This window comes from Microcoleus sp. T3_A4, assembly GCF_036700465.1.
Taxonomy (GTDB): Bacteria; Cyanobacteriota; Cyanobacteriia; order Cyanobacteriales; family Microcoleaceae; genus Microcoleus.
In genome coordinates this window covers 141-23,563 of the sequence record NZ_JAUBOY010000006.1, presented here as the reverse complement: position 1 = coordinate 23,563, position 23,423 = coordinate 141, and the positions used below count along the sequence as shown (strand labels likewise).

The window sequence follows — 23,423 nt, the reverse complement described above, 5'->3', positions numbered from 1 at the left end:
AAAGAGCGCATACGTTCTACCTCGGGCACACTCGTGCCGCTGAAGTACAATTGTCCTTTTTTTAAACAAACCAACCATGAATAAAATTAGCGTTGCCTTAATTGAAGACCACCACCTGACAAGGGCCGGAATCAAAGCAGCTTTAGAAGACTGCGAAGAACTCGAATTTATCGGAGAGGCAGCTAACGGCCTGCAAGGGATAACTTTACTGGAGAAAACCCGGCCTGATGTAGCGATCGTTGATATCGGACTACCGGGGTTAGTAGATGGGATTGAACTGACCAAAAGGTTCAAAGAATACATACAAACTGCCCAAACTCCAAGCGTGGAGAACCAACCGAAAGTATTGATTTTAACGATGCAGGATAATGAGGAATCCGTGCTGGCAGCTTTTGCAGCGGGAGCAGACTCTTACTGCATGAAAGATGTCAGTTTTGAAAAGTTAGTGGAAGCTGTTGTTGAGACAAATGCTGGTGAAAACTGGATCGATTCTTCAATTGCCAGAATCGTTTTGGCTCGCATGAATAACCCTTTCAAGGAAGCTGTTAACTCAGCAACTATTTCCACTGTGTCAATCAATGGAGTCGAGCCAGAATACAGTCATTTGTTAATGGCGAACCCTTTAACAGAACGAGAAAAAGAGGTTATAGAGTTGATTGTTGAAGGGTGCAGCAATGAGGAAATTTGCAAGCAGCTATACATTTCTCTCGGTACTGTGAAAACTCATGTGCGTAATATCCTCAATAAGCTGTCTTGCGACGATCGCACTCAAGCGGCTGTCAGAGCCCTTCGCGCGGGTTTAGTTGACTAAATCCGCTTCAAGAGCAACCGCTTGGTGGATAATACAACAGAGACGTTCCAGCAATCTAAGCTATTTAGGCGAGGGTCGCGATTAGAGGAGGTGCAGTGCCAGTTAATGCCGACAAACCACACTTGTGGAAACCCGATATTGCCCTGTCGGTAGACTTCTATAACAATTGGTTCATGCTGTTCGCTCCAAAAGCCTACCGCGACACTCGCATTGTTACAACTCAACAAGTTAAATCCGCCCTAGCAGAGACAGCCAATCTGAGCAACATCACGTCCGCCCTGCTGCGACAGCATCCAGAGGTTTTGCCCATTTTACGCATGGCGGCAGCGCCGCCAATTGCGCGAGATCGCCTGATCGGTTTAGCAGGAGTGTCGCCCAACCTGGTCAAAAATATGGAAGAGAAACAGCGAATTCCGCCCCGGGCAGACATTGCAACTCTGGATGCTGAACTCACAAAAATTAGTCAAATTATTGCACGACTGCTCGACAAAGATATTTTTCCTTGGCTAGAAAGCGGACAGCAGCCAACGGAGACTGAAGTTCAAAGAGCAGCGACAATTGTTGCCGATCGCCTTTGCGGTGCTATTTCTGACCCAATCGTTCGTAACGCTCAAGAACGAAGGCAGCTTGCTATGATTAAGCAATGGCTGGAACAGCGCGGTTATTCCTACATTAGAGGAGGAGCCGGATTAAGTTTTGAAACCATGCAGCCTGGGACTTTCTCGTTTCGGCTCAATATCCCGGTACTTTTACAGTCCGGCAGCAAACAAATTAATATCCCTATTGATGTTGCGCTTGTACCAATTAATTCTAGCCCTGGTGAATTCCCGTTACTGATTGAAGCGAAATCTGCCGGTGACTATACCAATCCCAATAAGCGACGCAAAGAAGAAGCTATTAAAATGACTCAATTGAGGAGCAATACGGCAATAACGTGCGTTTTATTTTGTTTCTTTGCGGTTACTTTGACAGTGGCTATTTGGGTTACGAAGCGGCTGAAGGAATTGACTGGGTTTGGGAACATCGGATTGAGGATTTGGGGCTGTTTGGGATATGAATGTAACTGCAACAATTGAAGTGACACGAATGTTGCGGCAATCGCAACTGGATGGAGCTAGAACTCAAGCTCAGCGAAATAAACTAGGTCAGTTTGCTACGCCTCCAACACTGGCAGCAGATATTCTCAAATATGCTTCAATGCTGTTGCCGTCGGATATTAAGATTCGTTTTCTAGACCCGGCTTTTGGTACAGGTTCTTTTTACTCGGCATTATTGCAGCAATTTGGGCGATCGCAAATTGTTAAAGCAGTCGGCTATGAAATTGACCCCCATTACGGAAACGAAGCGATTAAGCTTTGGAATGACACTTCGCTACATCTAAATATCGCTGACTTTACCCAAGCAATACCCCCTGACTCTGACGAGGCAAAAGCTAACTTAGTCATTTGCAATCCTCCATATACCCGACATCATCATTTGAACCGAGTTGAAAAGCTGCGGCTGCAACAGCTAGCACAGCAAACAGCGGGAGTTAAACTCAGTCAGTTGGCTAGTCTTTACTGCCATTTTTTGTGCATTGCGGATGCGAGTATGGCTGTTGGTGGATTAGCAGGGTGGCTGATTCCCAGTGGATTTATGGATGTGAATTACGGACAGCAAATTAAGGATTACTTGCTAAATCGCGTTACCCTACTACGAATTCACTGTTTCGATGCTGCTGACGCGCAGTTTGAAGATGCACTCTGTACGTCAGCAGTGGTTTGGTTTAAGAAAGCTTTGCCACCTGCTAATCATGCTGTTGAGTTTACCTATGGAGGGAGTTTGACAGCATCTAAAATGTCGCTGATCGTGTCGGTGGAGTCGCTACGCAGTGCAGCTAAGTGGACTAAATTTGGACTGATGTCTGGTAGTGTAAATTCTCAAGAGCAGCCATTGAAACTTAAGGACTTATTCACTATCAAACGGGGGCTGGCGACGGGAGCGAACAATTTTTTCGTGTTGACACCAGATCAAGTTTCTGCTTACAAATTGCCCTTTGAGTTTCTCAAGCCAGTTTTGCCTAGTCCCCGGTTGTTATCAGTTGATGAGATTGAAGCAGATGACTTGGGAAATCCGATTCTCGATTGTCGGTTATTCTTACTATCGTGCGATTTGCCCCCTTTGGAGGTGAAAGCTAAGTATCCGTCGCTTTGGGAATATTTGCAGATGGGAGTAAAACAGGGAATTTGCGATCGCTACCTGTGTAACCATCGTACTCCCTGGTATTCGCAGGAAAAGCGTCCTCCTTCGCCGTTCCTCTGTACTTATATGGGTCGTCAGGATACTGGTAGGGGCAGACCTTTTCGATTTATCCTGAATCACTCAATGGCTACGGCGACCAATGTTTATTTGATGCTGTATCCCAAACCTGCTCTTGCCAAAGTGCTTTTTGGAGTTTAGACTAAGCACAAATTGACTCAGCTAACGCTGAGCGAAATTCTAGTGAATTTAGAAAGAGTTTTCCAGGTTAAATTACGAATTTGGGAGAGTTTTGGAACCGACCTTTACCCTTTTTGACCACGGGATAGCGACATCTTTGAGCGCGCAGTTTACCGGATGACCATCCAGCCGATTTTCCTCGGGATTTGGGAGCAACAGCCGGACTCCCAATCCTAATTAAAAGTGGAAGCATTGATTGTGCAACCCTTCCAGGTGTCAATTCAGGGAGAGGCTAATGCCTGCGGTAGACGAATTTCCCTGACTAAATCTTGAGCTAACCATAATTGCCAAGTTAGCAATGGCATCAAATCACTCCATCGTTCACATTGTTCTGGAGTGCTTAGCTTCGGAATTGTCCAATGCAATGTTTGTTTCGCTAAGCGATACCAGTGTTCGATGGCAAAACGACGTAGATATAGTTGCCAAATTTCTGTAAGAGGTGGCATTTGAACACCAACCCAAACTAACCACAAAGGTTGAGTTTTTAATTGACCCGTTACAGTGTCTAAGCGTTCTACTAAAATCAGAGTCATCGGATGTTTGGGACTACCTCGGAAATGTAAGTTATCCCATGTTCTCAACCTGATTCGTCCGAGTTTCGGCTCAAGGGATTCCAGGGTTTGTTCTGGTTCCCACCAGCTTGAGGAGTCGTTAAGCTTAAACTGGTTTCCATGAATTTTTGGCCGTCCTCTACCACTATAGGCTGGGGGTGTTGACCATAAGCAACGATTGGAGCGAATACGCATTAGTTTATCAGCGGCGATCGCAGCAGTAGCTTTAACCAGAGGGGCGCACCCATACTCACTATCAAATAGGGCGATGGGTCTATTCTGAAGATATTCACAGACTTGTGCCAATTGTTCAGCGCCTTTACCGATTGGGTTGTCCCAACTGGTAATACGTTCGTGTCTTAATGGCAGCGCCCAACTCCCGCTAATCGTTGGTATCAGTGCGATCGTACTATATCCTTGACCGATACCAACAGGTATGCCGTGAGGTAAGGCTGTGGGTTGATGTTCATAGGTCCGCTCTTTGAGAGTAGGTGCATGGGGTCTCAACCATGCTGTATGATCGATCGCTAATACTGGACGTTCCACTTGTGACATCTGTTGGATATATAGTTGCATCAATTGGTCTCGGTCTGGTCTACAATCTTGCAGCGCTTCGTAGACGCTTGACCACTCACGCCGAAATAAGGGATTGAGGGCTAAATCTCCTAAACATGAGACGTGGCGAGTCGTCATTATCGCGTCTGCTAGTTCAAAGGTGGCGTCTTTGGCATTGCCGAGACATTCATAAGCAAGTTGACGAAATTCCCGTAATTGTTCAAACAGAGATGGCAGGTAGATTTGAGATTTTTAGCTGAATTCTCAATCTTCTACCCTTACGCTGTCTGTTGAAACTATCGCAGACAGTTTTTTTTTGAGGTTGTCAGCCGAAGAGAACGTCAACGGTCGTCGGCATCTATGCTAGTGGTTGAGCCTCATAGCTCTTCACCAGCGACCATTGCCGTTCTTAAGTTGAAATCTAACCGTGCTATTAAGACGTGCTTAGTCTAAACTCCAATGCTTTTAGATAGGCCAGAATTGCTTAAAGAGGTGTGGCAGGCGCTCGATCGCATTTCCGATCAGGCGCTGATAGGTGAAGGGCGCGTTTACGGGGGTGGATTGCATAAGCTGGAGCCGAGGGAATTGGGTAATGCGATCGCAGGAAAGATTCTTGAAGTTTTACCTAAATTGGTTAAAAACTCACCTCGTAATCTAACAACCCCGTTCACCTGCCGTGAACAACCTCTCGAACTCAACCAGCCATCTCGATAGGGTCGATGTGCAACGGGATTGTTAGCTAGCTTGTGCTACTAATCGATTCCAAGTACACTCTCCATTACTATTAGCTATGCGGACAAAAGGGAATTACCCTATTTATCCAAGCAATAATCTGTAGTTTAGGCTGAGATAATAACTGAACATTAGCACCGTTTATATTAGCTGTAACGCTGAGATTACGGGCAATAATGAACCCTGTTGGTAGTAATGGAAAGATTCCCTTATTGTTTATCAGGATGCCTGTAGAATAGCTGCCCTTCTGTCTTCCAGCTACACTCCATTGCTCAAAAGAAAACAAGTCAGGGTTTAACCAAGGACGGCGAATTTCAACACGAGCAAACTCCAGAGAAAAGAATTCAGTGGCGATGGGCGTAAAATTGATCGAATCAACATCAAACCATTTTGTTGGAAATGCAGAAGTAAGATGCCATGTTAGTAGCGGATTGATTAAACTGGCACGCTTAGTAGTTTCATAAATCCGTTTTGCATTGCTAAACATAGTTGCAATAGTTGAGGAACCAGCACTTCGTAAAATGTCTAAGGCTGCTTCAATTTTCAAAGATTGTGGAGTTTGAAGATTAGACCAGGCTAGACTAACTTTTTTATCAAGTTCTGGCACTAAAAGTGCCCATTTCACGGGATCTAATTCGCTATATTGTGAGGATGAGCTAGCATACTCCAACAAAGCATTTCTATAAGTTGCTCTTTTATCTAAGTAGTCCCGGTATTCCAACGATTCAATTTTCATCGTTATGGGATTCCCTAAAGTATCAACACTATGAGAATCAACGTATAGAAGGTTATATGCAGCTTCGTAAGTAGCAACTTCACTTGGATTAGGAGAAACGGTTTGAACATTAGCGTTAGCTACTATTTCTCCATAAACAAAGTCAACAAAACTTCCACTTGGTATATGCTTATACGAAACTAGAGGAATAGAGTTTACTAGCAAAGCGAAATTTTCAAGCGCTACAGTTGAGCCGCTAGTGTTATCGGGAAGCCATGGATTTGCAAATTGATCGGTATCAACAATTTCTCCAGGAATATTGATTGTCAAGAAAATATTTTTTTGTTCTATAGGGTTTCGTCCTGATGAATTTCCTGTTAAAGATTCATATAGAAATTGATATATTTGCTCTATTGTGTCATTCAAAGCTGTTTGGGGATTTCCAACTTTGACCTTGTCAGGCCATGTTTGAAAAATGTGCTCTCCATTAAAGAGGTTCCAATCAGAGACTAAACCAACAATTCGTATAGGTGAATCATTAACCTGTATTCCCCAGTCCATACCCACTGAGTCAGCTAGATAAATGTTTTGATCAGAGTCAATTTGATGAATACTATGTATCCGATTAGGAACGTCAGGATCATAAAGCTTGACAAACACTGTCTTGTTAGTGGTGTTTACAAAAGCAAGTTTACCAATCTGTCCTGTCCAACCAGGCATACCAGGACGGTAGTTGCTTGGATCGTACAAGGGAATCTCACTAAAGAATGTAACTCTAGCTGGCCATGTCTGAAAAATGTGTTCTCCCTCAAAAAGGTTCCAATCAGAGACTAAACCAACAATTCGTATAGGTGAGTCATTAACCTGTATTCCCCAGTCCATACCCACTGAGTCAGCTAAATAGATGTTTTTATCTGGATCAATTTGATGAGTACTATAGACTCGATCTGGCGCGTCGGGATGATAAAGCTTGACAAACACAGTCTTGTTAGTGGTGTTTACAAAAGCAAGTTTACCAATCTGTCCTGTCCAACCAGGCATACCAGGACGATAGTTGCTTGGATCATATAAAGGTTCACTCATCTTTTCAGCTTCCTCAGCAAGTGATTCTAGAGAATTTTTTGATAGGGAAAAGGGAATGACTGTATCAAAGTAGCCGAGGATTTATCAACTTGTTGTTGTGAACATTTCATCGTGCCCCTTTGATCGCTATTTCGCTCTTTCCAATTAGCTAATGAGTCCAATAGTGGGAGTATTTAACTACCCCCACTGCCGAGTTACACCTCTAATTAGCAAAATTGTTCAGAGCGCGAAACTTAATCACTGTGGAGGGCAAGCTGGCACTACATTACAAATCCAACCTATGATCTGCATACCTGGAATTTTCAATGTAGAACCGTCGCGTTCTGCTTTGAAAGTCTCTTTACTGGAACTGTGGCTATAGGAACCACTGACAGAAAATGGTCCCCATCCAACGCTAGCAGAACCGCTGATGGCCTTATCGATAATGTCCAGATCAGTTTGTCCCCAATTTGCAGTAATTTCTACATCCTGAACTACGATAAATCTCTGAGGAAGTAATGGTATGAGGCTATTGTTCTGAGCTTGCTTAGTTCCATTGGAGAAAAATTTAGGCTGAATGCCTGAAACATTCCACCCGGGAAGTTTGAAGAGCGTATAGTTTAACCAAGGACGATCAAGCGTTACAGTTGCATACTTAAAGCGAACAACTATATTACTGCTCTCTGATTGTTCTTGATGCTTTGCTTCACTGCTTTGAAAGCCGCCTCCAAAAGACCATAGCCCCAAACCAAAACCACCACCTCCGCCGTAGCTAGTAAATTCAGAGCTTGTCTCATTAACGTAACTACTAGAGGATGCTTCCATTACTGCCCAATCTGCTGCTATAGCTGGATCGTGCCAGTCAGATGGTATGGCACGAGAACGCCAATAAAAAATACCTTCTAAAAGTTGTTTATAAGAATCTAACAACTTCTTTGCATCAAAAAAAGCACGACCAATTGCATTATTAGAAGTCATGTCTTTCGCTGCTAAAGCATCCTCAACTTTTGTTGCATCCGTAGCACGCCAAGCATCCCAAGCATCTTCTACATCAGCTTGATACCTTCGACCTAATATAGGCCAGTTGTTTCGCCCGTCTTGCGTTTGGTTTGCCTCCTTAAACTTTATCCCAAATATTTCTACAGCGTCATCATACTTCTTCTTTTTCGCCTTATATCCCTTGAAACTTTGAGATTCAAACTGATTTACCGTCGTTACCCCGTCGTCATCTGTTTTCGTAACATCTGTGTAAAGCACTTTATAAGCATCTTCATATGCCTTCTCTGCTTGGGGATTAGGAGGAGAAGGAATGACTTGAGCATTTAAAATCAATTGATAAATTTCTATGATCCTTGAACTATTAGGAGCATAGATCGCTGCTACCTGCGGAATTTCGTTAGCTAAGTCTGCTAAATTCACAGCAGCTTGTTGATTTCCCGATGTATTACCTGGACTCCATGGATTGGCAAAATCCTTAGAACGGATTAAACGACCTGGTTTCTCAATAACTACAAAGATATTATCTGTCGACCCTACTGCTGGTTTGCCTGGTGGTGCTTCGGTCAATGAGGCAAAAAACTGGTCGTAAATTGATTGGACTACCTTCATTTGTTCTTGAGCGCTCATTGAAATACTCCTTTGGGAACTAATTGTCTACATCGATTCAAATCGGATTTTTCAGCCAGAGGACAAAGACACTGCATAAAACCGCAAGCACTTAATCCCTAAACTTACGCTTCTTTACAGGTTCCACCCAAATAGTGCAAAATCCGGACGTAGATGCACGCCCCGCCACTTCCAGAGTCACCCCCAAACGCCTGACATCCTTTTTACACTCTAAATTACTCAGACTATCCGAATTCCACTTCATCAAATTCCGAGCCAACTTCCCCTCAGCGGTAGTAGCCCACCGCAAAGCCTCCGTCTGCTCCTGAGTCAAATGAACCGCTTCCCCCGGCGCAAACCCTCCTTGCGACCAAAGTAAACCCATCCATCCCATCAAAGCACCGATACCCAACGTCGTCAACAGAATACCCGCCGCCACCACCAAAGAACCCGCAGAAGTCGCCACCCTCCTCAATTCCGTCTGACGCACCAGAGAATTCACAGCCTCAGCAATTTGCCCCTCTTGCTTCTCAACCGCCACTCGTTCGTAACTCGCCAAAGTCTTATTAATCCGCCCCACCCACCGATCGAATGCCAACTCAAAATCCTCCGGTTTCGGACTCTCTTGAATCAGCACTTCCAAGCGGCCAGTCGCCAACAAAATCAGAAAAATTGGGTCAGTTGGCTCAATTTTCCCCTTAAAAGCCAACTCCAAAACCTTGCGCCGATACTCCTCAGATTGCCCCTCTAAAGCAATATCAAGCAAAGATTTAGTATCAACAGCACCATAACTCACGGCAACATCCCCGTAGTTTCAAACGCCTCATAAGCTGACAACATAAATGACTTAATCCGCTGCCGGCCCAACACACCTAGTTCCTGACTATTCCTTGCCAAATCAAAAGTTATCCCCCGTGCATCGATCGCATTCCTTTCCCGCGAATAAAACTTAGGGAAATCAATCACCTTCACCTCATATTTTTTAATCGCATTCTGCACCTCCTCCATCTCTTCCACAGAACTCCAATCATCCTCCAATCCTAAATTGCGGACGAGGACATGAGCAATCTTATTGTCAAAATGCTTAACTGACTTCAAAAATAGCTGCACGCTATCGTAGCCCCCCGTGCAAATAAACCACTTGCAAAAACTAATGCGAGACTGCTTCCCCAACTCAATTAAATTGTTTCTTCCCATCCACTTAGTTACCAAAGGATAAACCTGAGCCGGTAAATTGACAATCACGCTCTTCTCAAACGCAAATTCAAAAATTCGATCCGCTTCGTAAAACTTCTTCTCGTCCTCGCTAAACAGAGCTTCACGGCATACGCTCTCATAGATTCGAGATACATCAGGATTAGAGCGATCGCTATCTACGGCAAAAAATGGGAAATTCTTGTCCAAGAAATACTGAATCAAAACCCTAGCAAATAAGCTCTTGCCAACCCCGCCTTTCTCTCCATCAATCAGATGAATTTTAGTAGCAGACTTCTCAACCTTTTCTAAGCCGCACTCTTTGAAACCATTCGAGTTTTCTGTCGCTGTACCCATACCTAAATCTCCTCCTTCATCAACCTGTTTAACCAGAGAATCTGTTAGCTGAACTTGATACTTAGAGTTCCTACTTCTACTTGCCATGTCCCAATCCCCTATTTCACGTTTATTTTCTAACAAATCAATAATTGCCGCCTAATCACGCGAATCCTGAATCATCAAAATCGTCTAATTCAAACAAGTCATCCGCAGTCAATTTGCTAGGGTCATGGTTAGAAGACATCAAACTAGCACCGCCCAGCATAGACCTGTCTGCCTCCTCAATATCAGCAGGTAATTCTCGCGAAGATGGTATTAAAGAAATAGGCATTCCCCCTATATGAATAGGAGGATATTCAAGCCCGCCTCGCTCGCGCAAATAGAGAGCTTGCTTTTCCAGAACATAGACGGCATTTTTAAATAACCGCCCTAAAATAACAGGATCAATATCCCCTTTTTCCAGATATGCTAACGGCAGCCAGTAAGGGCGAAGAGCTTGGAGAATCATTTCTCTCGAAGGCAACATTAAATTGCCTTTAATATACGACAGCAAAACTCCATCAGGAGTAGATTTAAAAGGCTGATAGCGCCACAAAAAGTCAACCCTTTCTTTTTCCTTAGCCATGAGCCACTATCTCCTTTAAAGCTAAAGCAGAATCTTTTGACCCACAAACAGCGTCTTCCTTTACCTGAGAATTGAACTGCTTTTTCAAACTTCCCTTGAAATACGAAAACATCCCATAGACATCATTGAGCCGATTTTCAAACCCTTTCTTTGCCAAAATAGGTGGCATAGCAACATCGGCATTCCAAATAATCGGGAAGCGATCGTAATGTTCGTTTAACTCCTTACGGAGATAATCAGCCGTCCCACCACAGAACACCAATTCATCGCAATCGGGCGGCAAATTCTCATCCAACCAACTGGTGAGACTCCGCACATATTCAGGCCGCGCCTCTTTGATTGCTGCTATCATCTGCTGCACTTCTTCAGCGCGTCCTTGCTTAGTCGTGCTGCGAGCCAACCGCATCAAAGAAGCTGCCTTAAACTCAGAGCCCGCTGCGGCGATCGCGGGAGTCAATCGCTCAGCAGTTTGCCCCGAAGTCCTAGCTACCACCCTCTCCACCATGCGGATGAAGCCCAAATCGCTCGTTTTTCCCGGCCTGACATCCCCCCGTTGCACTACCAACAGACTGGCATTACGGTAGCCAATCATGGCGATCGCGCACACCCGCTCTTTCAAAACAGAGCCGACTTTCTTGTTGTGCATCAGGTAAATGCCACCCCCCTCTGGCTTGCAGTTGAACGCCAATAATTCCACGCTCATTGAGCCTGTAGGAGTTTGGTAATCCGCTAAAGCCTCCCGTAGCACCCGCTCGAACCGATTTCGGTCTTCATATTCCCCCGGTGGCAACAACACGGCGATCGCCGCCGTAAATTTCGCAGGCAAATTCAGCTTTTCCTTAATCGCCCACATCCCAGCTAGAGTTTTGTGCAGAGCCCTCTCGTACTTGAGTTCCGAAAGGCCAGCATTGGCGTGAAACCTCTCTTTCGCCAAATACCCCACTGCCCTGTAATCATTCCTAAAAGCAACCCAAGCCGTATTCTCAGGCTCAGCTAACCCCAACTGGTCTCTGGTATAAGCCAAAACTGATTCCTGCGGTACAGATACGACCTCCGGTTCCATGCACAGCAGTCGAATTTGATTCTTTGGTCCTGCGTAGAGAATTTTAGTAGCAGACCCCCCGTAATCGTAGGCCGCGATCGCTTGAGGCCAGATGGTTTCGATAGTAGTTTCGCTCATATCGCAGGTCTTCCTAATTGAAGTTTTAAGAGTGGTAAAAAAACAGCCCTGTACGCTTGGGCGTGCAGAAATAACCCTTACGCTTCAGCCAAGTGCACCTCAAAAGAAGGCTGTAAAACAACAGCTATTCAAGGATTAAAACGCACTTACTACTTATTAACCCTCGTAAAACCTCGCCTCCCTCAGCCAGTTGTCTGAATCCCAGCACCCGCAAAAATCGGACTCACGGCTTAGGCTTTGACACAGCTTTTGGTAGCAAGCTGTGTCAGAGGTGCGTGCAAACTGCTTTCTATAACGGGGTAGCACCCCTATGAGGAGAGCGCTGCTGCCAGCCTGTCGCTGTTCAATGGAAAATTTTCCATTAGACAGACATCTCGAAAAAATATCTAGAGACAAGGGCGATCGGGTATGCAAGCAAAAGTGGAAGAGCACGCATCATTGATTTTCGGAGAGGTCTATTGGAAATTCCCACGCCTGTTAAGTTCAGCCAAATCTGGATCTCGGCCGCAGTGACAATGGAAAATTTTCCATTAGAAATTCCTACGCCTGCTGAATTCAGCCAAACCTGAGTCTGAACCAAGGGTGGCAATGGAAAATTTTCCATTGGAAAGGCTGACATCGAGTTTCCATGCGTTAAAGCCACTCCTGGCAACAAGCGATCGGCAGGTGGCTGAGGCGCGATCGCCCGGAAGCGCACTCTACCCGATCACAGCCGAAGGATAAAGTTCGTTACCCCAACATCGAATCGCGAGCAAACTAGCCATGTCGAGATCCAAACGAATCAAAAGAATAGCCATACACCTAACGCCAGAAGAACTTCAACTTGCTGAGACAATGGCTAAAAATCTCCATTTGAGCATCAGCAGTCTGTTCCGATACCACACTTTTAAACAACAACATCAACCAGCTTTGTGCCAAAAATTAGCCGAACTTAACCTCCGCCTCAAACCGATTGCCCTTGCTACAGAACAAGCATTATGGATGGGGGAAAGAATTACACAGCCCGCCAACTTTGAGGATCTGATTGAGCAAGCTTTGGCACTGCTCAAGCAAGTACAGCAACAGCAAATGAACGTACCAGTTCTAATGAATTTAAGCGATATTGAGGAAAATTTAGAAGCTCCTAGCGAAAAGTTTTAATAAAAACATCCACAAATCATCAGTTTTTTACTACACAAGTTTTAACTTTAGTAAATAATGATTGGCAAGCAGAAAATTGGTAAAACTTTTACCCCATTGCTCAATTACCTCTTCTCCAAAGAAGGAGCTTCACTGATGGGAGGAAATATGGTAGGAGAAAATGCCCAGGAATTAGCTGCTGAGTTTCTGTTCTCCAAACAACTCAACCCTAGAGTTGAAAAACCAGTTTATCATGCGACCTTAAGCGTGCCTTCTGGCGAGTATATTCCCGATGCCAAATGGCGGGCGATCGCTCTTGATTATCTAGAAGGAATGGGACTGGATAAAAACCTATTTGCTATCATCCGCCATACCGACCGCGACCACGACCACATTCACATTGCAGCCAGCCGCATCAAATTGGATGAAAAAGGAACTTGCGTATCAGATAGCTGGAACTATCTACGCAGCGAAAAGTTAATTCAAGAATTAGAAGAAAAGTACGACTTAACACCCGCTGCACGCAGTTTTGATAAAGAACGCCGCTCTCCCACGACAGGCGAACGCCGACGGTTAGCGCGAACCGGAGAGATTAGTGTACGGGAACAACTGCAAACAGCACTAGATCGATCGACCACTGACAGTCCTGCGATCGCTCTTTTGATTGACCGACTCGTTGAACAAGGCATTAGTGTAAAAATAGAACCTACCCCCGCAGGCGAATTAGGGATTAGCTACAAATTAGGCAATATTGCTTTTAGCGGCACTCATCTAGGCAAAGCTTACACTTTCAAGGGGTTGCAAAAATACAGAGGAGTCACTTACTCTGCTAATACTGACAGAAATGTGGCAACCATTCCCCCATTGCAAGAGCCAGAATTGAACGGGATTTTGGAAACAGAAAACTCTAAACCAAATAGCGACGCGAACACCGATAATGATACTGATGACTGCGATGAAATGAGGAACAGCAGCATCGAGAGCAATTCTTCACCAATATACTGGCAGAGTAACTCTAATATTGACAGACCAGAGCGAGAAGGAAGCTGCACAGGGACTTCCTTAGAAACCGACAAAGATTCTCTAATCGCTGAGTCAGAAGATGTAGGCAAACCCGACTCGCCTGACGATCGCGAAACATCGGGGTTCGACTCACTTAACTGGGAGTATGTACGAAGCAATTTAATAGAAAATGCTTGTCTGCCAGTCGAATTAATTGACCTGCTACACGACAGGGGATGGATAGACGCAGACAGCCTGAACCGCCCTGTATTCCAACTCCGCACTCTTACAGGAGAGCACAGAGGAACCTGCACCTTAGAGGCCAATGGAAAATTTTCCATTGACAGTCATGGCGGAGGTTCGCATCAAACAGGCTCCGACAGTGAAAAGGGAGTTTTCTGGATAGCGGTTCAAAACAATATTGAAAGAGCCATTATTGCCAGCAACCCGGTAGAACTCCTGTCTGTAATTGCCTTAGATCCAGATTTCAATAAGAGGCCGACTTTATACTTAAGCATTGATGCGGTTTCTTCGCTGCCAACCGACTTTCTTAAGGAAGTAGAAACTATAGTAGTCGGCTTCAAAGGAGATCGAGATGGCGATCGACTGTCAAAAGAAATTATTGAAACATTCCCTCAATCAAAGCGAATCAATCCAGGCTTTGCCGGCTGGAACGCAATCTTAGCATCTCAAGAGCAAGAAAACGAAAATGGTTTTAATGCTCGTGATGAAGCAATCGATCGCAATTTTGGCGTAATTTTGGATTAATCAAAGCTCACTATTAGTATTTTACGCAGCTTTCATGGGGCCAGGAAACGATGACTGAAGTTGGGCGATAAACAAATTGCTTATTTCCCCCCCTTTTCGACTTGTTTGAGCAGTAAAACCGTCGCTGCAACCCACCTAAAAACAAAACAATATGCTATTGGGAAAAGAGCTTTTTCCAAACCTGCTTGTCCAAGCCGTGACTCAGCCTCTATTATCAGTAGTGTGAAAGAGTGGAAGCGCCACCTTAAAATTATGAATCTACGTCACTTACTTCTCTCGACTGCGCCCTAAATCTTCGTGCAACCAGCGAGAATGGAACTCTACTTTGTTAGAAGTAATGGAAGGATTAAAAGCAGTGTATTTCTCAATTAAATTCAGCGATTTGCCATTGGTGAAGTGGCTGCTAGCGCAGCATTATGAATGGCTTGCTAACAAAAATTTGAATCTGAAAAATTCCCAACTATCATCATGAAACTGCATTCACCCATTTGCGATCTGCGAGGGTTAAGCCGAAGCAATTACAAAATGCTAGAAAGGCTGGGCCTTGCAAATGTACGAGACTTACTGCTCTACTTTCCCCGTGATTACATCAAGTATCGGCGAGTAAAAATTTATCAGTTGAAAGTAGGCGATTCAGTCACGGTTGTAGGTAAAATTCAACATCAGGAAGTAGTCAGTTCGCTTAAAAATTCTAGGCTAACAATTCAGACTATTATTGTCAAGGACAAAACCGGTAAAATAGCCTGCAAGCGTTTCTTCAACCACCCGTACTACCAATCAAAAAAGTGGAGGAACGAGCAAGCCGCCACCTATGTTGCTGGAGGCATTGTTGCTATATCTGGGATAGTCAAAGCCGATCGCTATTGCGGAATGACATTAACTTCCCCTGAAATCCGATTAATCGGTCTAGACGAAGCCAAGGATACGAAAAATTCAATTATCCCAATTTATCCTTTGACAAAGGGAGTTAGCAACGAAATTGTCCAAAATGCAGTAACCTCAGCTTTGGAATCTGCCAAGCTGCTAAATGACCCCCTGCCGCAGGAGTTCAGACGAAAATGTGGTTTGATGCATTTACAGGAGGCGATCGCAAACATCCACCAGCCCCCAGACGAAACAAAACTGGAAGCTGCCCGCCGTCGCCTGGTATTTGATGAGTTTTTCTATCTTCAGCTATCGTTTCTCGTGCGTCGCCACCGACTTTTGGCGCGATCGGCTCTTACAAAAATAACTCCTGCTGGCCCTCTAATCCAACTGTTTTACTCTCAACTTCCCTTCTCGCTTACCTCAGCTCAACGTAGGGTCATTAACGACATTCTCAACGACATGACTTCCAAAACGCCGATGAACCGACTGGTACAGGGGGATGTCGGTTCTGGTAAAACAGTTGTTGCTGTCGTTGCTATCCTCGCTGCCATCCAGTCTGGCTACCAAGCGGCACTTATGGCACCTACAGAAGTGCTAGCCCAACAGCATCACAGGAAGATTGCGACGTGGTTTGAACGCCTTGGCGTTTCTGTTCAATTGCTGACGGGTTATACCAAAACCGCCAAGCGCAGAGAAATCCACGCCCAATTAGAGACGGGTGAACTTTCACTATTGGTAGGAACTCACGCGCTTCTGCAAGAGAAGGTCAACTTCAACAAACTCGGTCTGGTAGTCATCGATGAACAGCACAGATTCGGCGTGCAGCAGCGACAAGATTTACTGAACAAGGGAAATAGACCTCACGTACTGACGATGACGGCGACTCCTATTCCACGTACCTTAGCACTGACGTTGCACGGGGATTTGGATGTCAGTCAGATTTACGAGTTACCGCCCGGTCGTCAGAAGATTCACACGAAAGTGCTTAATAAAAGCGCTTCAGCATACGATTTAATCCGCCGCGAGGTACTTCGAGGTCGTCAGGCGTACATCATCCTTCCCTTGGTGGAAGAATCGGAAAAGCTAGATTTGAGAGCAGCGGTAGCAGAATACGATCGACTCTCAGCAGAAATCTTCCCCGAATTTAGCGTAGGATTGCTGCACGGTCGGATGACATCAGCCGAGAAAGATGAAGCGCTCAAATCATTCCGCGACAACAAAACCCAGATACTCGTTTCCACCACTGTGGTTGAAGTGGGCGTGGATGTTCCAAATGCTACAGTTATTTTAATCGACCATGCCGATCGCTTTGGCTTGGCTCAACTGCACCAGTTAAGAGGTCGCGTCGGTCGAGGTTCCCACCGTTCCTATTGTCTGCTGCTAAATACCAGTAAAACAGCAGAAGCCAAGGCACGTCTTGAGGTGTTGGAAAAATCCACTGACGGGTTCTTTATTTCGGAGATGGATTTGCGACTGCGCGGACCGGGAGTTGTCATGGGCTACCGTCAGTCAGGAATTTCGGAATTTGCTTTGGCGAATATACTGGAGGATGAGGATTTGCTGAATTTAGCTCGTTATATGGCAGTGGCAATTGTTAAGAGTGACCCGAATTTACAAGGACATCCATTGATGGTTGCAGAACTCGAAAGACGGGGGCTGACGAGTTGGAATTGTGCTCTCAATTAATGGCTTCTAGTCAGTTTTTAAATGGAAGGGGTGCTTTGGTCGATAACGGGCTTTACTCTCTGAGAATAAGGAAAATAAGGTGATAACAGGTAACATAAAGCCATCTTACTCATTTCCAGGCGGGTTTAAACCCCTACCGCCAGACCACTATATTGCTCGTGGACTAGGGGGACGTTGTTGGGATCAAAACGACAAAGCGTATATTGACTTCATTTGTGCCTGTGGCCCCCTTGTTCTGGGACATTGCAATGAGGAAGTTAACCAAGCTGTTATCGAACAGATGCAACGGGGTATGATTTTTCCCTCAAACACTCCCCAGCGGGATGAACTGGCTTCTGTTTTGAAACGTATCTTTCCGTATGCCGAACGAAGCCTGTTTATGAAAACTGGGTCTGAAGCTGTAGCTGCTGCAATGCGCTTGGCACGTGCTTTCACTGGAAAAACAAAAATCATTAGGTGCGGTTTTCATGGTTGGCATGATCCAGTTGTATCACCAGATGTATCGTGGCATCGTTATGAGGTCGATTCTAAGCCTCCATGCTTAATAGCTGGCATACCCACCATGCCAGACCCCCTAGTTTTAAGTTGGAATGGAGAAGACATACAAAAGTTGGAGGAAATCTTCCGAGCAAACCGTTCCAGCGTAGCTGCTCTACTCATCGATCCTGTCCAGTTGAGAGAACCAGTTGGGGAGCATCTTCAGCATTTGCGTAGACTGACACGCCATGAAAATGCACTACTAATCTTAGATGAAATCAAGACTGGCTTTCGTGTTAGTCTAGCTGGTGTTCAAGGACTGTACAATGTAGAGCCTGATATGACAGTTTTAAGCAAAGCGATCGCTAATGGTTTTCCCTTAGCTGCGGTGATAGGTTCTGCGGAAATTCTAGATTTGGCTCCTAGTGCTAAAATTATGGGAACGTATAACAATGAACTTGTGTCAATTGTAGCAGCGTTGAAGACCATTTCAATTCTGGAGCGACCGACGAGCATTCTTTGGCTATGGCAGGTAGGTCAGTACCTAATTGACGGAATCAATCAACTTTTGAATCGGTACAGCTTGACTGATGATATTGAAGCAGTTCCATACCGATGGTCTTGTATGCCCTATATCTGGTTTCACAGTAGTTCAGAGCGGGCGCAGTACCTTAAGCCGATGTTTTATGAGCAGTTAGTCCAACGTGGTGTACTATTGCTAGCTAATCACATGAACTTTGTCTGTCTTGCACACACGTTACGTGATATAGAAGACGCGCTTCAAGCTATTGATGATGCTTTAGCACATTGTCTTTCAAGATAAATGATAATGAGACAAATAGTAGTAAATAGCCGAGACGTTCATTAATAATTCTATAAAATCATCAATTCTTTAATAGAGTGAGTTATGAATAAAAAAATGGAGCTTTTAGAAACCATCCGTGACATAGCAAAACCATTCGCTCTAGCTAAATACGTGGATGATTGGCAGCATCGAGCTATGAAATTATCAACGATTAGTGATTTTTACAAAATTCGTATAAGAGAAAATGCTTTTATTTCGGAAGGAAAGATACAATTCGATCTAGACTTTTTAAGTCTTTCTCCGTTGAAACAAGCGCTTAAGGAGAAGTTTTTTTGTTCGTACAAAACCAAGAAGATTGGCTATGCTTTTGAATACGACTGTTTATCTGGTCAGCAGTATGATATTTCCTACAAAATGTATGGCGACCTAGATGCAAGTGAAAAAATAGTTATGAGTACTTGCGCTCATGCAATCTGTAATCTATCTTGTCCGCTAGAAGTTGTCCTAGACTTATGCAATCTTTTGTACGAAGAAGCATTACATTTAGAAGCTATTAGCACATTGCTAAGTATAGATCAGAGTAAAAAACCTTGGATTCCTAATGATAAGCAAGGTAATTGGCGATTAGTCTCTAGTACAGATACGATTTTCTCCTATCTTTTTATTGAACATTGCCTATATGAAGGGCGAGGCTTGATTGCCGCCGCTAAAGGGGTTTATGAATTACAGAAATATGGAATTGATCCGACTGTTTATCAAGTAGTAAAAAGCATTTTTGAACAGGAGACTAATCATGCTTTGATAGGTTATTTCTGGCTGAAGCAACTGGATAATGGAAATAAGGATGAAGAGCTAAAAACTGCAATAAAAAAATTTTTTGATACTGAACCAATGGAGGGCATTGAATCTTTCCGAGGAAAAAGACAACGATTTCCTCTGTTTCTCGTATCTAACTATCTCAAAAATAGAGATTATTGGCAAATTAGAAAAATAGTGATGGAGAATGCTAAACACTGTGTATTAACAGGTGAACTTGCACTTGATGATGAACAACTCGCGAGAGCAACAACAGAGTTAATATGGTGATGCCAAGTAGAAAATTCTAAGTAAGTGTAGAAGCTATTAAGTTAGCTCATTTTTCTACAAGAAGGAATTGAATTAGGTAAAACTATCATGTGTCGATTGTAAGATGGTTACTATATAGGAGGATATTCAATGATTCCTGAAAGCAATGGGGAGTTCAAAGGCTTTAACGAGCAGGATTTAGTCTTTGCTATCAATGAAGTCCGAGAAAGATTGCTAAAGCATAGAAGTAAGCTACTTGTAATAGATCAAAGAATAGAAGACGTTATTTGGCCGTTACTTAAGTATAACAGGGTAAGATTGAGTGACTTTGAAAGACCATCTATGTGTCTGTTAGCTGACGATGAAGAGCTTACTATTTATTTAAGCAGAACAATAGTTAAAGAATTTGCCACCTCAATTCCTTCCCCTTATGGATTTATGGCAATTATTTGGTTTTGGTTTCATCAACTGGTTCATCTGACTCAGGGACTTTCCTACCAGACTTTTAGAGACCTAAATGGAAGCGGAAGTCGTGAACATATGACACGCATAGATTGTTGGTCTGACTTTATTTCATTAAAAGCTTTCGCTTGGCTTCAGGTTCTTCATACATCTAGTGATGAATACAACCACCAAACTGCTCCAGTAAGCCTTTACTACCGGGAAAAGCTCTTTGAATTAGCCTGTAAGGTCAGTCCCTTGGTGCTGGGAATATCCCAAAATTTATTTTTCCCTACTAATAGACAGGTAGAGCTACAGCGAATCATAGGTTTATTCATTATACGATTTTATATAGAAGAGAGTTACAAGAATAATTCTCTAAACGTAATCGACGGATGTATCTTTCCACAATGGTTAGAGAAACAGGATAAACTGTACATTTGGCTTAATCATAACCGTCTCCTTGGTCGCTTTCCTATTGACGTTGACCCAAATCTTCTGAATAGTATCTTAGGTAACATCCACGCAGGGCTATATGACGACGCTTATCGAAATGTCAAGAAACTAGCATTGCCTCAACTTTAGATTATGAAAACATATAAGTATTAATACTGTAGTTTAGACTAAAAAATGATTGCAGCCAAAAGTAGCCGCCTTTGAATATCCGGCAAGCTGTTACTCAAAAACTCAAGAGGGAGAAGATTAAATAACTAATCTTGAAGACTTTTTACGTCGAGAAACCCGTTTTTTCACAGTGGGATATCGCGGTGCTACCGTCCGTACCCTTCCTTTTTCCCAGCCGGGGGATTTTCCCCTCTGTTTAGGCATTTTTGCGGGAGTACCAATGTCAACTAAAAGCGACAACATTGATTGAGCAACACGTCCAGGGGTTAAATTAATCGTAGCAGATTGCCAAGGTAATACATTCTCAACCACTAAATCCCTAGCTAGCCAGAGTTGCCAACTCATCAACGGCATTAAATCACTCCAACGCTCGGATTGTTCGGGAGTTCTCAGGTTAGGCAATGTCCAGTGTAGTCGTTGCTTGGCAAACCTATACCAATGATCCACTCCAAAACGTCGTAAATATTTGAACCAGACTGTTTCTAGAGGGAGAGTTCGTTCTCCCACCCAAGCCAACCATAAGGGTGGAAATGGCTGACCATTTGACATGGGCTTCATTCTTGCGACGAGGATTAAATTGACTCTCTGTCCAGGCGCACGATAAAAATGTAAGTCTAGCCATTGACTGACTCGGACTTGTCCCAAATGTGGATGTTCGTCAATTTCGATCGCAGTATCCGCGATCAGCCATGTGGTTGGGTCGCCCGGCCTCATTTTTGACCCATGTTTCCGTGGTCTGCCACGACCACTATAGGTTGGTGGTGCTGACCACAAGCAGGCATTCTTTCGCACTCTCATTAAACAATCAGCTTGAATATCTGCTTGCGCCAGTACCCAATTTGCATTGCCATATTCTCGATCTAAAACTGCTAAGACTGGATTGATGCTCTGTTCACAAACAAGTTTGAGTTGGGAAGCTGCTTTTTCTATTGGTGAAGACCAACTACTAATTCGTTCATGTAGTAGGGGTAATGCCCAACTTCCTTCTGCTTCGGGTATCCACGCAATTGTACTGTACCCCTGTCCAATAATTACGCCTTTGTGATATTCATGGGTTCTTTCTTGTAATGTTTTGGCATCTGCTCTCCCCCATGCAGTATGGTCGATTGCCACTAATATGTGTTCCGTTGGGGGTGCTTCCTCCTGTAATTGCTGGAAATACAGCAGCATCAGTTTTTTCCGGTCTGGTCTACAATCTTGTAATGCCTCGTAGATGCTTGACCATTGACGATTGAATAGCGGACTGAGCGAAAATTCCGCCAAACAGGCTGCATTCCTGGTGGTCATCACTGCATCCATCAGCTCGAATGTTGCATCCTTGCCTCGTACCAATAACTCGTATGCTTCTTGACGAAAGTCCTTTAATCGTTCACTGTTCATTTAAGGAGTGGATAGGTTTTTATTTTTCACCCTCATTCTCTCCTTAACGGTGGCTCTAGTTCTTCTTTGGCCACCGTTCTCATCTTTAGTTAGTCTAAACTACAGTTAATATCTTCCAACAATAAATTTTCCCACTCCTCTCTGTTTAGTCTATAGAGATTGTCGCCCCTAGAAATTTTAATGTGAATTTTTGTATTTCAGTCAAGCCAGTAACCCCAGTAATATTCATGCCCTCGTAGAGTCTTGGAGCTTTGAAGATTTTAAGGCATCTACCTGACTTTGCGTTCCACAGCCTAATTGTTTCATCTTCACTGCCACTAGCTATAGTCTGACCATCGGAACTGAAAGTAACTGACCATATTGAATTGGTGTGCCCGTACATAGTTTTAGAACATTGTCCAGTGTTCAAATTCCACAATTTTACTGTTTTTTCAGTACTACAGCTAACTAATGTTTGACCATCTGGACTGAAAGCAATTGACCGTACTGAGTTAGTATGTTCCTGTAATACGGCGAAACACTGACTGCTACTAACATTCCAAAGTCTTATTGTTTTATCAGTACTGCCAGTGGCTAAGATTGTACCTTCGGTACAAAAAGTGACTGATCGTACAGAATCAACGTGTCCAGGTAAAGTTTTGAAGCACTTGCTATTGTTATGGATATCCCATAGCTTTATGAGTTGGTCTTTACCACTACTGGCTACGATCTGACCATTAGGGCTGATAGCAACTGATAATACCTGGCTCGTATGTTCCTCTAAAATTTTGAAACACTGACCACTATTGACATCCCACAGTCTTACCGTTTGATCCTCACTCCCACTAGCTAGGGTATCACTATCTGGACTGAAGGCAACCGAGCGTACTGTATTATCGTGTCCGTGGAAAGTTTTGAGGCATTGACCAGTGCTGACATCCCACAGCTTAATTGTTCCATCTTCACTCCCACTCGCTAGGAGTTCCCCTTGGGAACTGAAAGCAACTGAACGTACTGCGTTATGGTGTCCCTGCAAAGTTTTAAAACACTGACCACTATTAACATCCCACAGCCTGACAGCTTTATCATTACTGCCACTAGCTAGGGTATTACTATCGGGACTAAAAGCAACTGACCATATCGAATTCGTGTATCCCTGCAAAGTTTTGAAACACTGACCACTATTAACATCCCACAGTCTTACCGTTTGATCGTCACTCCCACTAGCTAGGATATTACTATCGGGACTGAAAGCAATTGAGCGTATCGCGTTATGGTGTCCCTGTAAAGTTTTGAAACACTGACCACTATTAACATCCCACAGTCTTACCGTTTGATCGTCACTCCCACTAGCTAGGATATT

At 43.9% G+C, this 23,423-nt stretch carries 19 protein-coding genes and 1 pseudogene; 11 read left to right on the top strand and 9 right to left on the bottom strand.

Translation table 11 applies throughout. From position 1 onward, the window contains the following. Positions 1–76: 76 nt before the first annotated feature. The 3 genes and pseudogenes from QUA07_RS05005 to QUA07_RS04995 all read left to right on the top strand — a co-directional run bounded on the left by QUA07_RS05005 (position 77) and on the right by QUA07_RS04995 (position 3,250). On the top strand, positions 77–811 hold the full coding sequence (locus QUA07_RS05005; protein ID WP_333048843.1) for a response regulator transcription factor: 735 nt from the start codon (positions 77–79) through the stop codon (positions 809–811). 173 nt (positions 812–984) lie between these two features. Further along, positions 985–1,868, top strand: a pseudogene (locus QUA07_RS05000) (XamI family restriction endonuclease). Beyond that, positions 1,865–3,250 carry an Eco57I restriction-modification methylase domain-containing protein gene (locus tag QUA07_RS04995; RefSeq protein ID WP_333323071.1) on the top strand — a complete coding sequence of 462 codons (1,386 nt, stop codon included), beginning with the start codon at positions 1,865–1,867 and terminating at the stop codon, positions 3,248–3,250. Before QUA07_RS05000 ends, QUA07_RS04995 begins: the two are co-directional and overlap by 4 nt. A 260-nt stretch (positions 3,251–3,510) precedes the next feature. Here the strand turns inward: QUA07_RS04995 and QUA07_RS04990 are convergent, their stop codons facing one another. Further along, a complete protein-coding gene (locus QUA07_RS04990; RefSeq protein ID WP_333323276.1) occupies positions 3,511–4,623 on the bottom strand; it encodes an NF041680 family putative transposase in 1,113 nt (370 codons plus the stop codon). Between the two features lie 231 nt (positions 4,624–4,854). Here QUA07_RS04990 and QUA07_RS04985 point away from each other — a divergent pair, with 231 nt between their 5' ends. Then, on the top strand, positions 4,855–5,109 hold the full coding sequence (locus QUA07_RS04985) for a hypothetical protein (protein ID WP_333323068.1): 255 nt from the start codon (positions 4,855–4,857) through the stop codon (positions 5,107–5,109). Between the two features lie 70 nt (positions 5,110–5,179). On the opposite strand, the gene QUA07_RS04980 is transcribed toward QUA07_RS04985, so the two are convergent. The 6 genes from QUA07_RS04980 to QUA07_RS04955 all read right to left on the bottom strand — a co-directional run bounded on the left by QUA07_RS04980 (position 5,180) and on the right by QUA07_RS04955 (position 11,847). Next, on the bottom strand, positions 5,180–6,925 hold the full coding sequence (locus tag QUA07_RS04980) for a hypothetical protein (protein WP_333323066.1): 1,746 nt from the start codon (positions 6,923–6,925) through the stop codon (positions 5,180–5,182). Between the two features lie 237 nt (positions 6,926–7,162). Continuing rightward, the gene (locus QUA07_RS04975) at positions 7,163–8,530 is read right to left on the bottom strand and encodes a hypothetical protein (RefSeq protein WP_333323064.1); all 1,368 of its coding nucleotides are present in this window, start codon (positions 8,528–8,530) and stop codon (positions 7,163–7,165) included. A gap of 91 nt (positions 8,531–8,621) precedes the next feature. Beyond that, positions 8,622–9,305 (bottom strand): DUF6753 family protein, encoded by a 684-nt coding sequence (locus QUA07_RS04970; RefSeq protein ID WP_333323062.1) that lies wholly within the window; start codon positions 9,303–9,305, stop codon positions 8,622–8,624. Beyond that, complete coding sequence (locus QUA07_RS04965; protein WP_333323060.1) at positions 9,302–10,147, bottom strand: mobilization protein; 846 nt, start codon at positions 10,145–10,147, stop codon at positions 9,302–9,304. The genes QUA07_RS04970 and QUA07_RS04965 overlap by 4 nt, the downstream gene beginning before the upstream one ends. A gap of 55 nt (positions 10,148–10,202) precedes the next feature. Then, positions 10,203–10,667 carry a hypothetical protein gene (locus QUA07_RS04960; protein WP_333323058.1) on the bottom strand — a complete coding sequence of 155 codons (465 nt, stop codon included), beginning with the start codon at positions 10,665–10,667 and terminating at the stop codon, positions 10,203–10,205. Next, the gene (locus tag QUA07_RS04955) at positions 10,660–11,847 is read right to left on the bottom strand and encodes a ParM/StbA family protein (protein WP_333323056.1); all 1,188 of its coding nucleotides are present in this window, start codon (positions 11,845–11,847) and stop codon (positions 10,660–10,662) included. Before QUA07_RS04955 ends, QUA07_RS04960 begins: the two co-directional genes overlap by 8 nt. Before the next feature lie 588 nt (positions 11,848–12,435). Between QUA07_RS04955 and QUA07_RS04950 the strand changes: the two genes are divergently transcribed. The 7 genes from QUA07_RS04950 (at position 12,436) to QUA07_RS04920 (ending at position 20,662) form a co-directional block, all read left to right on the top strand. Beyond that, positions 12,436–12,570: a hypothetical protein gene (locus tag QUA07_RS04950; RefSeq protein WP_333323054.1), complete on the top strand. Its 135-nt coding sequence runs from the start codon at positions 12,436–12,438 to the stop codon at positions 12,568–12,570. A gap of 39 nt (positions 12,571–12,609) precedes the next feature. Next, positions 12,610–12,987 (top strand): hypothetical protein, encoded by a 378-nt coding sequence (locus QUA07_RS04945; protein WP_333323052.1) that lies wholly within the window; start codon positions 12,610–12,612, stop codon positions 12,985–12,987. 57 nt (positions 12,988–13,044) lie between these two features. Continuing rightward, positions 13,045–14,736 (top strand): relaxase/mobilization nuclease domain-containing protein, encoded by a 1,692-nt coding sequence (locus QUA07_RS04940; RefSeq protein WP_333323050.1) that lies wholly within the window; start codon positions 13,045–13,047, stop codon positions 14,734–14,736. A 468-nt stretch (positions 14,737–15,204) separates the two neighbouring features. Then, positions 15,205–17,289, top strand: coding sequence for an ATP-dependent DNA helicase RecG (recG, locus tag QUA07_RS04935; RefSeq protein ID WP_333323049.1), 2,085 nt, complete (start codon positions 15,205–15,207; stop codon positions 17,287–17,289). 79 nt (positions 17,290–17,368) lie between these two features. Next, the gene (locus QUA07_RS04930) at positions 17,369–18,589 is read left to right on the top strand and encodes an aminotransferase class III-fold pyridoxal phosphate-dependent enzyme (RefSeq protein ID WP_333323047.1); all 1,221 of its coding nucleotides are present in this window, start codon (positions 17,369–17,371) and stop codon (positions 18,587–18,589) included. An 84-nt stretch (positions 18,590–18,673) separates the two neighbouring features. Next, complete coding sequence (locus QUA07_RS04925; protein WP_333323046.1) at positions 18,674–19,657, top strand: hypothetical protein; 984 nt, start codon at positions 18,674–18,676, stop codon at positions 19,655–19,657. 129 nt (positions 19,658–19,786) lie between these two features. Next, on the top strand, positions 19,787–20,662 hold the full coding sequence (locus QUA07_RS04920; protein WP_333323044.1) for a hypothetical protein: 876 nt from the start codon (positions 19,787–19,789) through the stop codon (positions 20,660–20,662). A gap of 117 nt (positions 20,663–20,779) precedes the next feature. Here QUA07_RS04920 and QUA07_RS04915 read toward each other — a convergent pair whose 3' ends face one another. Both QUA07_RS04915 and QUA07_RS04910 read right to left on the bottom strand, forming a co-directional pair. After that, positions 20,780–22,081 carry an NF041680 family putative transposase gene (locus tag QUA07_RS04915; RefSeq protein WP_333323043.1) on the bottom strand — a complete coding sequence of 434 codons (1,302 nt, stop codon included), beginning with the start codon at positions 22,079–22,081 and terminating at the stop codon, positions 20,780–20,782. A gap of 145 nt (positions 22,082–22,226) precedes the next feature. Continuing rightward, positions 22,227–23,423, bottom strand: a 1,197-nt coding sequence (locus QUA07_RS04910) for a WD40 repeat domain-containing protein (RefSeq protein WP_333323042.1), incomplete at its 5' end; no start/stop codon positions are given.

What these genes read in the sequence shown, in the direction of transcription:
- QUA07_RS05005 (WP_333048843.1), top strand. Translation starts at nt 77, where the DNA reads ATGAATAAAATTAGCGTTGCCTTAATTGAAGACCACCACCTGACAAGG.
- QUA07_RS04995 (WP_333323071.1), top strand. Translation starts at nt 1,865, where the DNA reads ATGAATGTAACTGCAACAATTGAAGTGACACGAATGTTGCGGCAATCG.
- QUA07_RS04985 (WP_333323068.1), top strand. Translation starts at nt 4,855, where the DNA reads ATGCTTTTAGATAGGCCAGAATTGCTTAAAGAGGTGTGGCAGGCGCTC.
- QUA07_RS04980 (WP_333323066.1), bottom strand. Translation starts at nt 6,925, where the DNA reads ATGAGTGAACCTTTATATGATCCAAGCAACTATCGTCCTGGTATGCCT.
- QUA07_RS04975 (WP_333323064.1), bottom strand. Translation starts at nt 8,530, where the DNA reads ATGAGCGCTCAAGAACAAATGAAGGTAGTCCAATCAATTTACGACCAG.
- QUA07_RS04965 (WP_333323060.1), bottom strand. Translation starts at nt 10,147, where the DNA reads ATGGCAAGTAGAAGTAGGAACTCTAAGTATCAAGTTCAGCTAACAGAT.
- QUA07_RS04960 (WP_333323058.1), bottom strand. Translation starts at nt 10,667, where the DNA reads ATGGCTAAGGAAAAAGAAAGGGTTGACTTTTTGTGGCGCTATCAGCCT.
- QUA07_RS04955 (WP_333323056.1), bottom strand. Translation starts at nt 11,847, where the DNA reads ATGAGCGAAACTACTATCGAAACCATCTGGCCTCAAGCGATCGCGGCC.
- QUA07_RS04950 (WP_333323054.1), top strand. Translation starts at nt 12,436, where the DNA reads ATGGAAAATTTTCCATTGGAAAGGCTGACATCGAGTTTCCATGCGTTA.
- QUA07_RS04945 (WP_333323052.1), top strand. Translation starts at nt 12,610, where the DNA reads ATGTCGAGATCCAAACGAATCAAAAGAATAGCCATACACCTAACGCCA.
- QUA07_RS04940 (WP_333323050.1), top strand. Translation starts at nt 13,045, where the DNA reads ATGATTGGCAAGCAGAAAATTGGTAAAACTTTTACCCCATTGCTCAAT.
- recG (WP_333323049.1), top strand. Translation starts at nt 15,205, where the DNA reads ATGAAACTGCATTCACCCATTTGCGATCTGCGAGGGTTAAGCCGAAGC.
- QUA07_RS04925 (WP_333323046.1), top strand. Translation starts at nt 18,674, where the DNA reads ATGAATAAAAAAATGGAGCTTTTAGAAACCATCCGTGACATAGCAAAA.
- QUA07_RS04920 (WP_333323044.1), top strand. Translation starts at nt 19,787, where the DNA reads ATGATTCCTGAAAGCAATGGGGAGTTCAAAGGCTTTAACGAGCAGGAT.
- QUA07_RS04915 (WP_333323043.1), bottom strand. Translation starts at nt 22,081, where the DNA reads ATGAACAGTGAACGATTAAAGGACTTTCGTCAAGAAGCATACGAGTTA.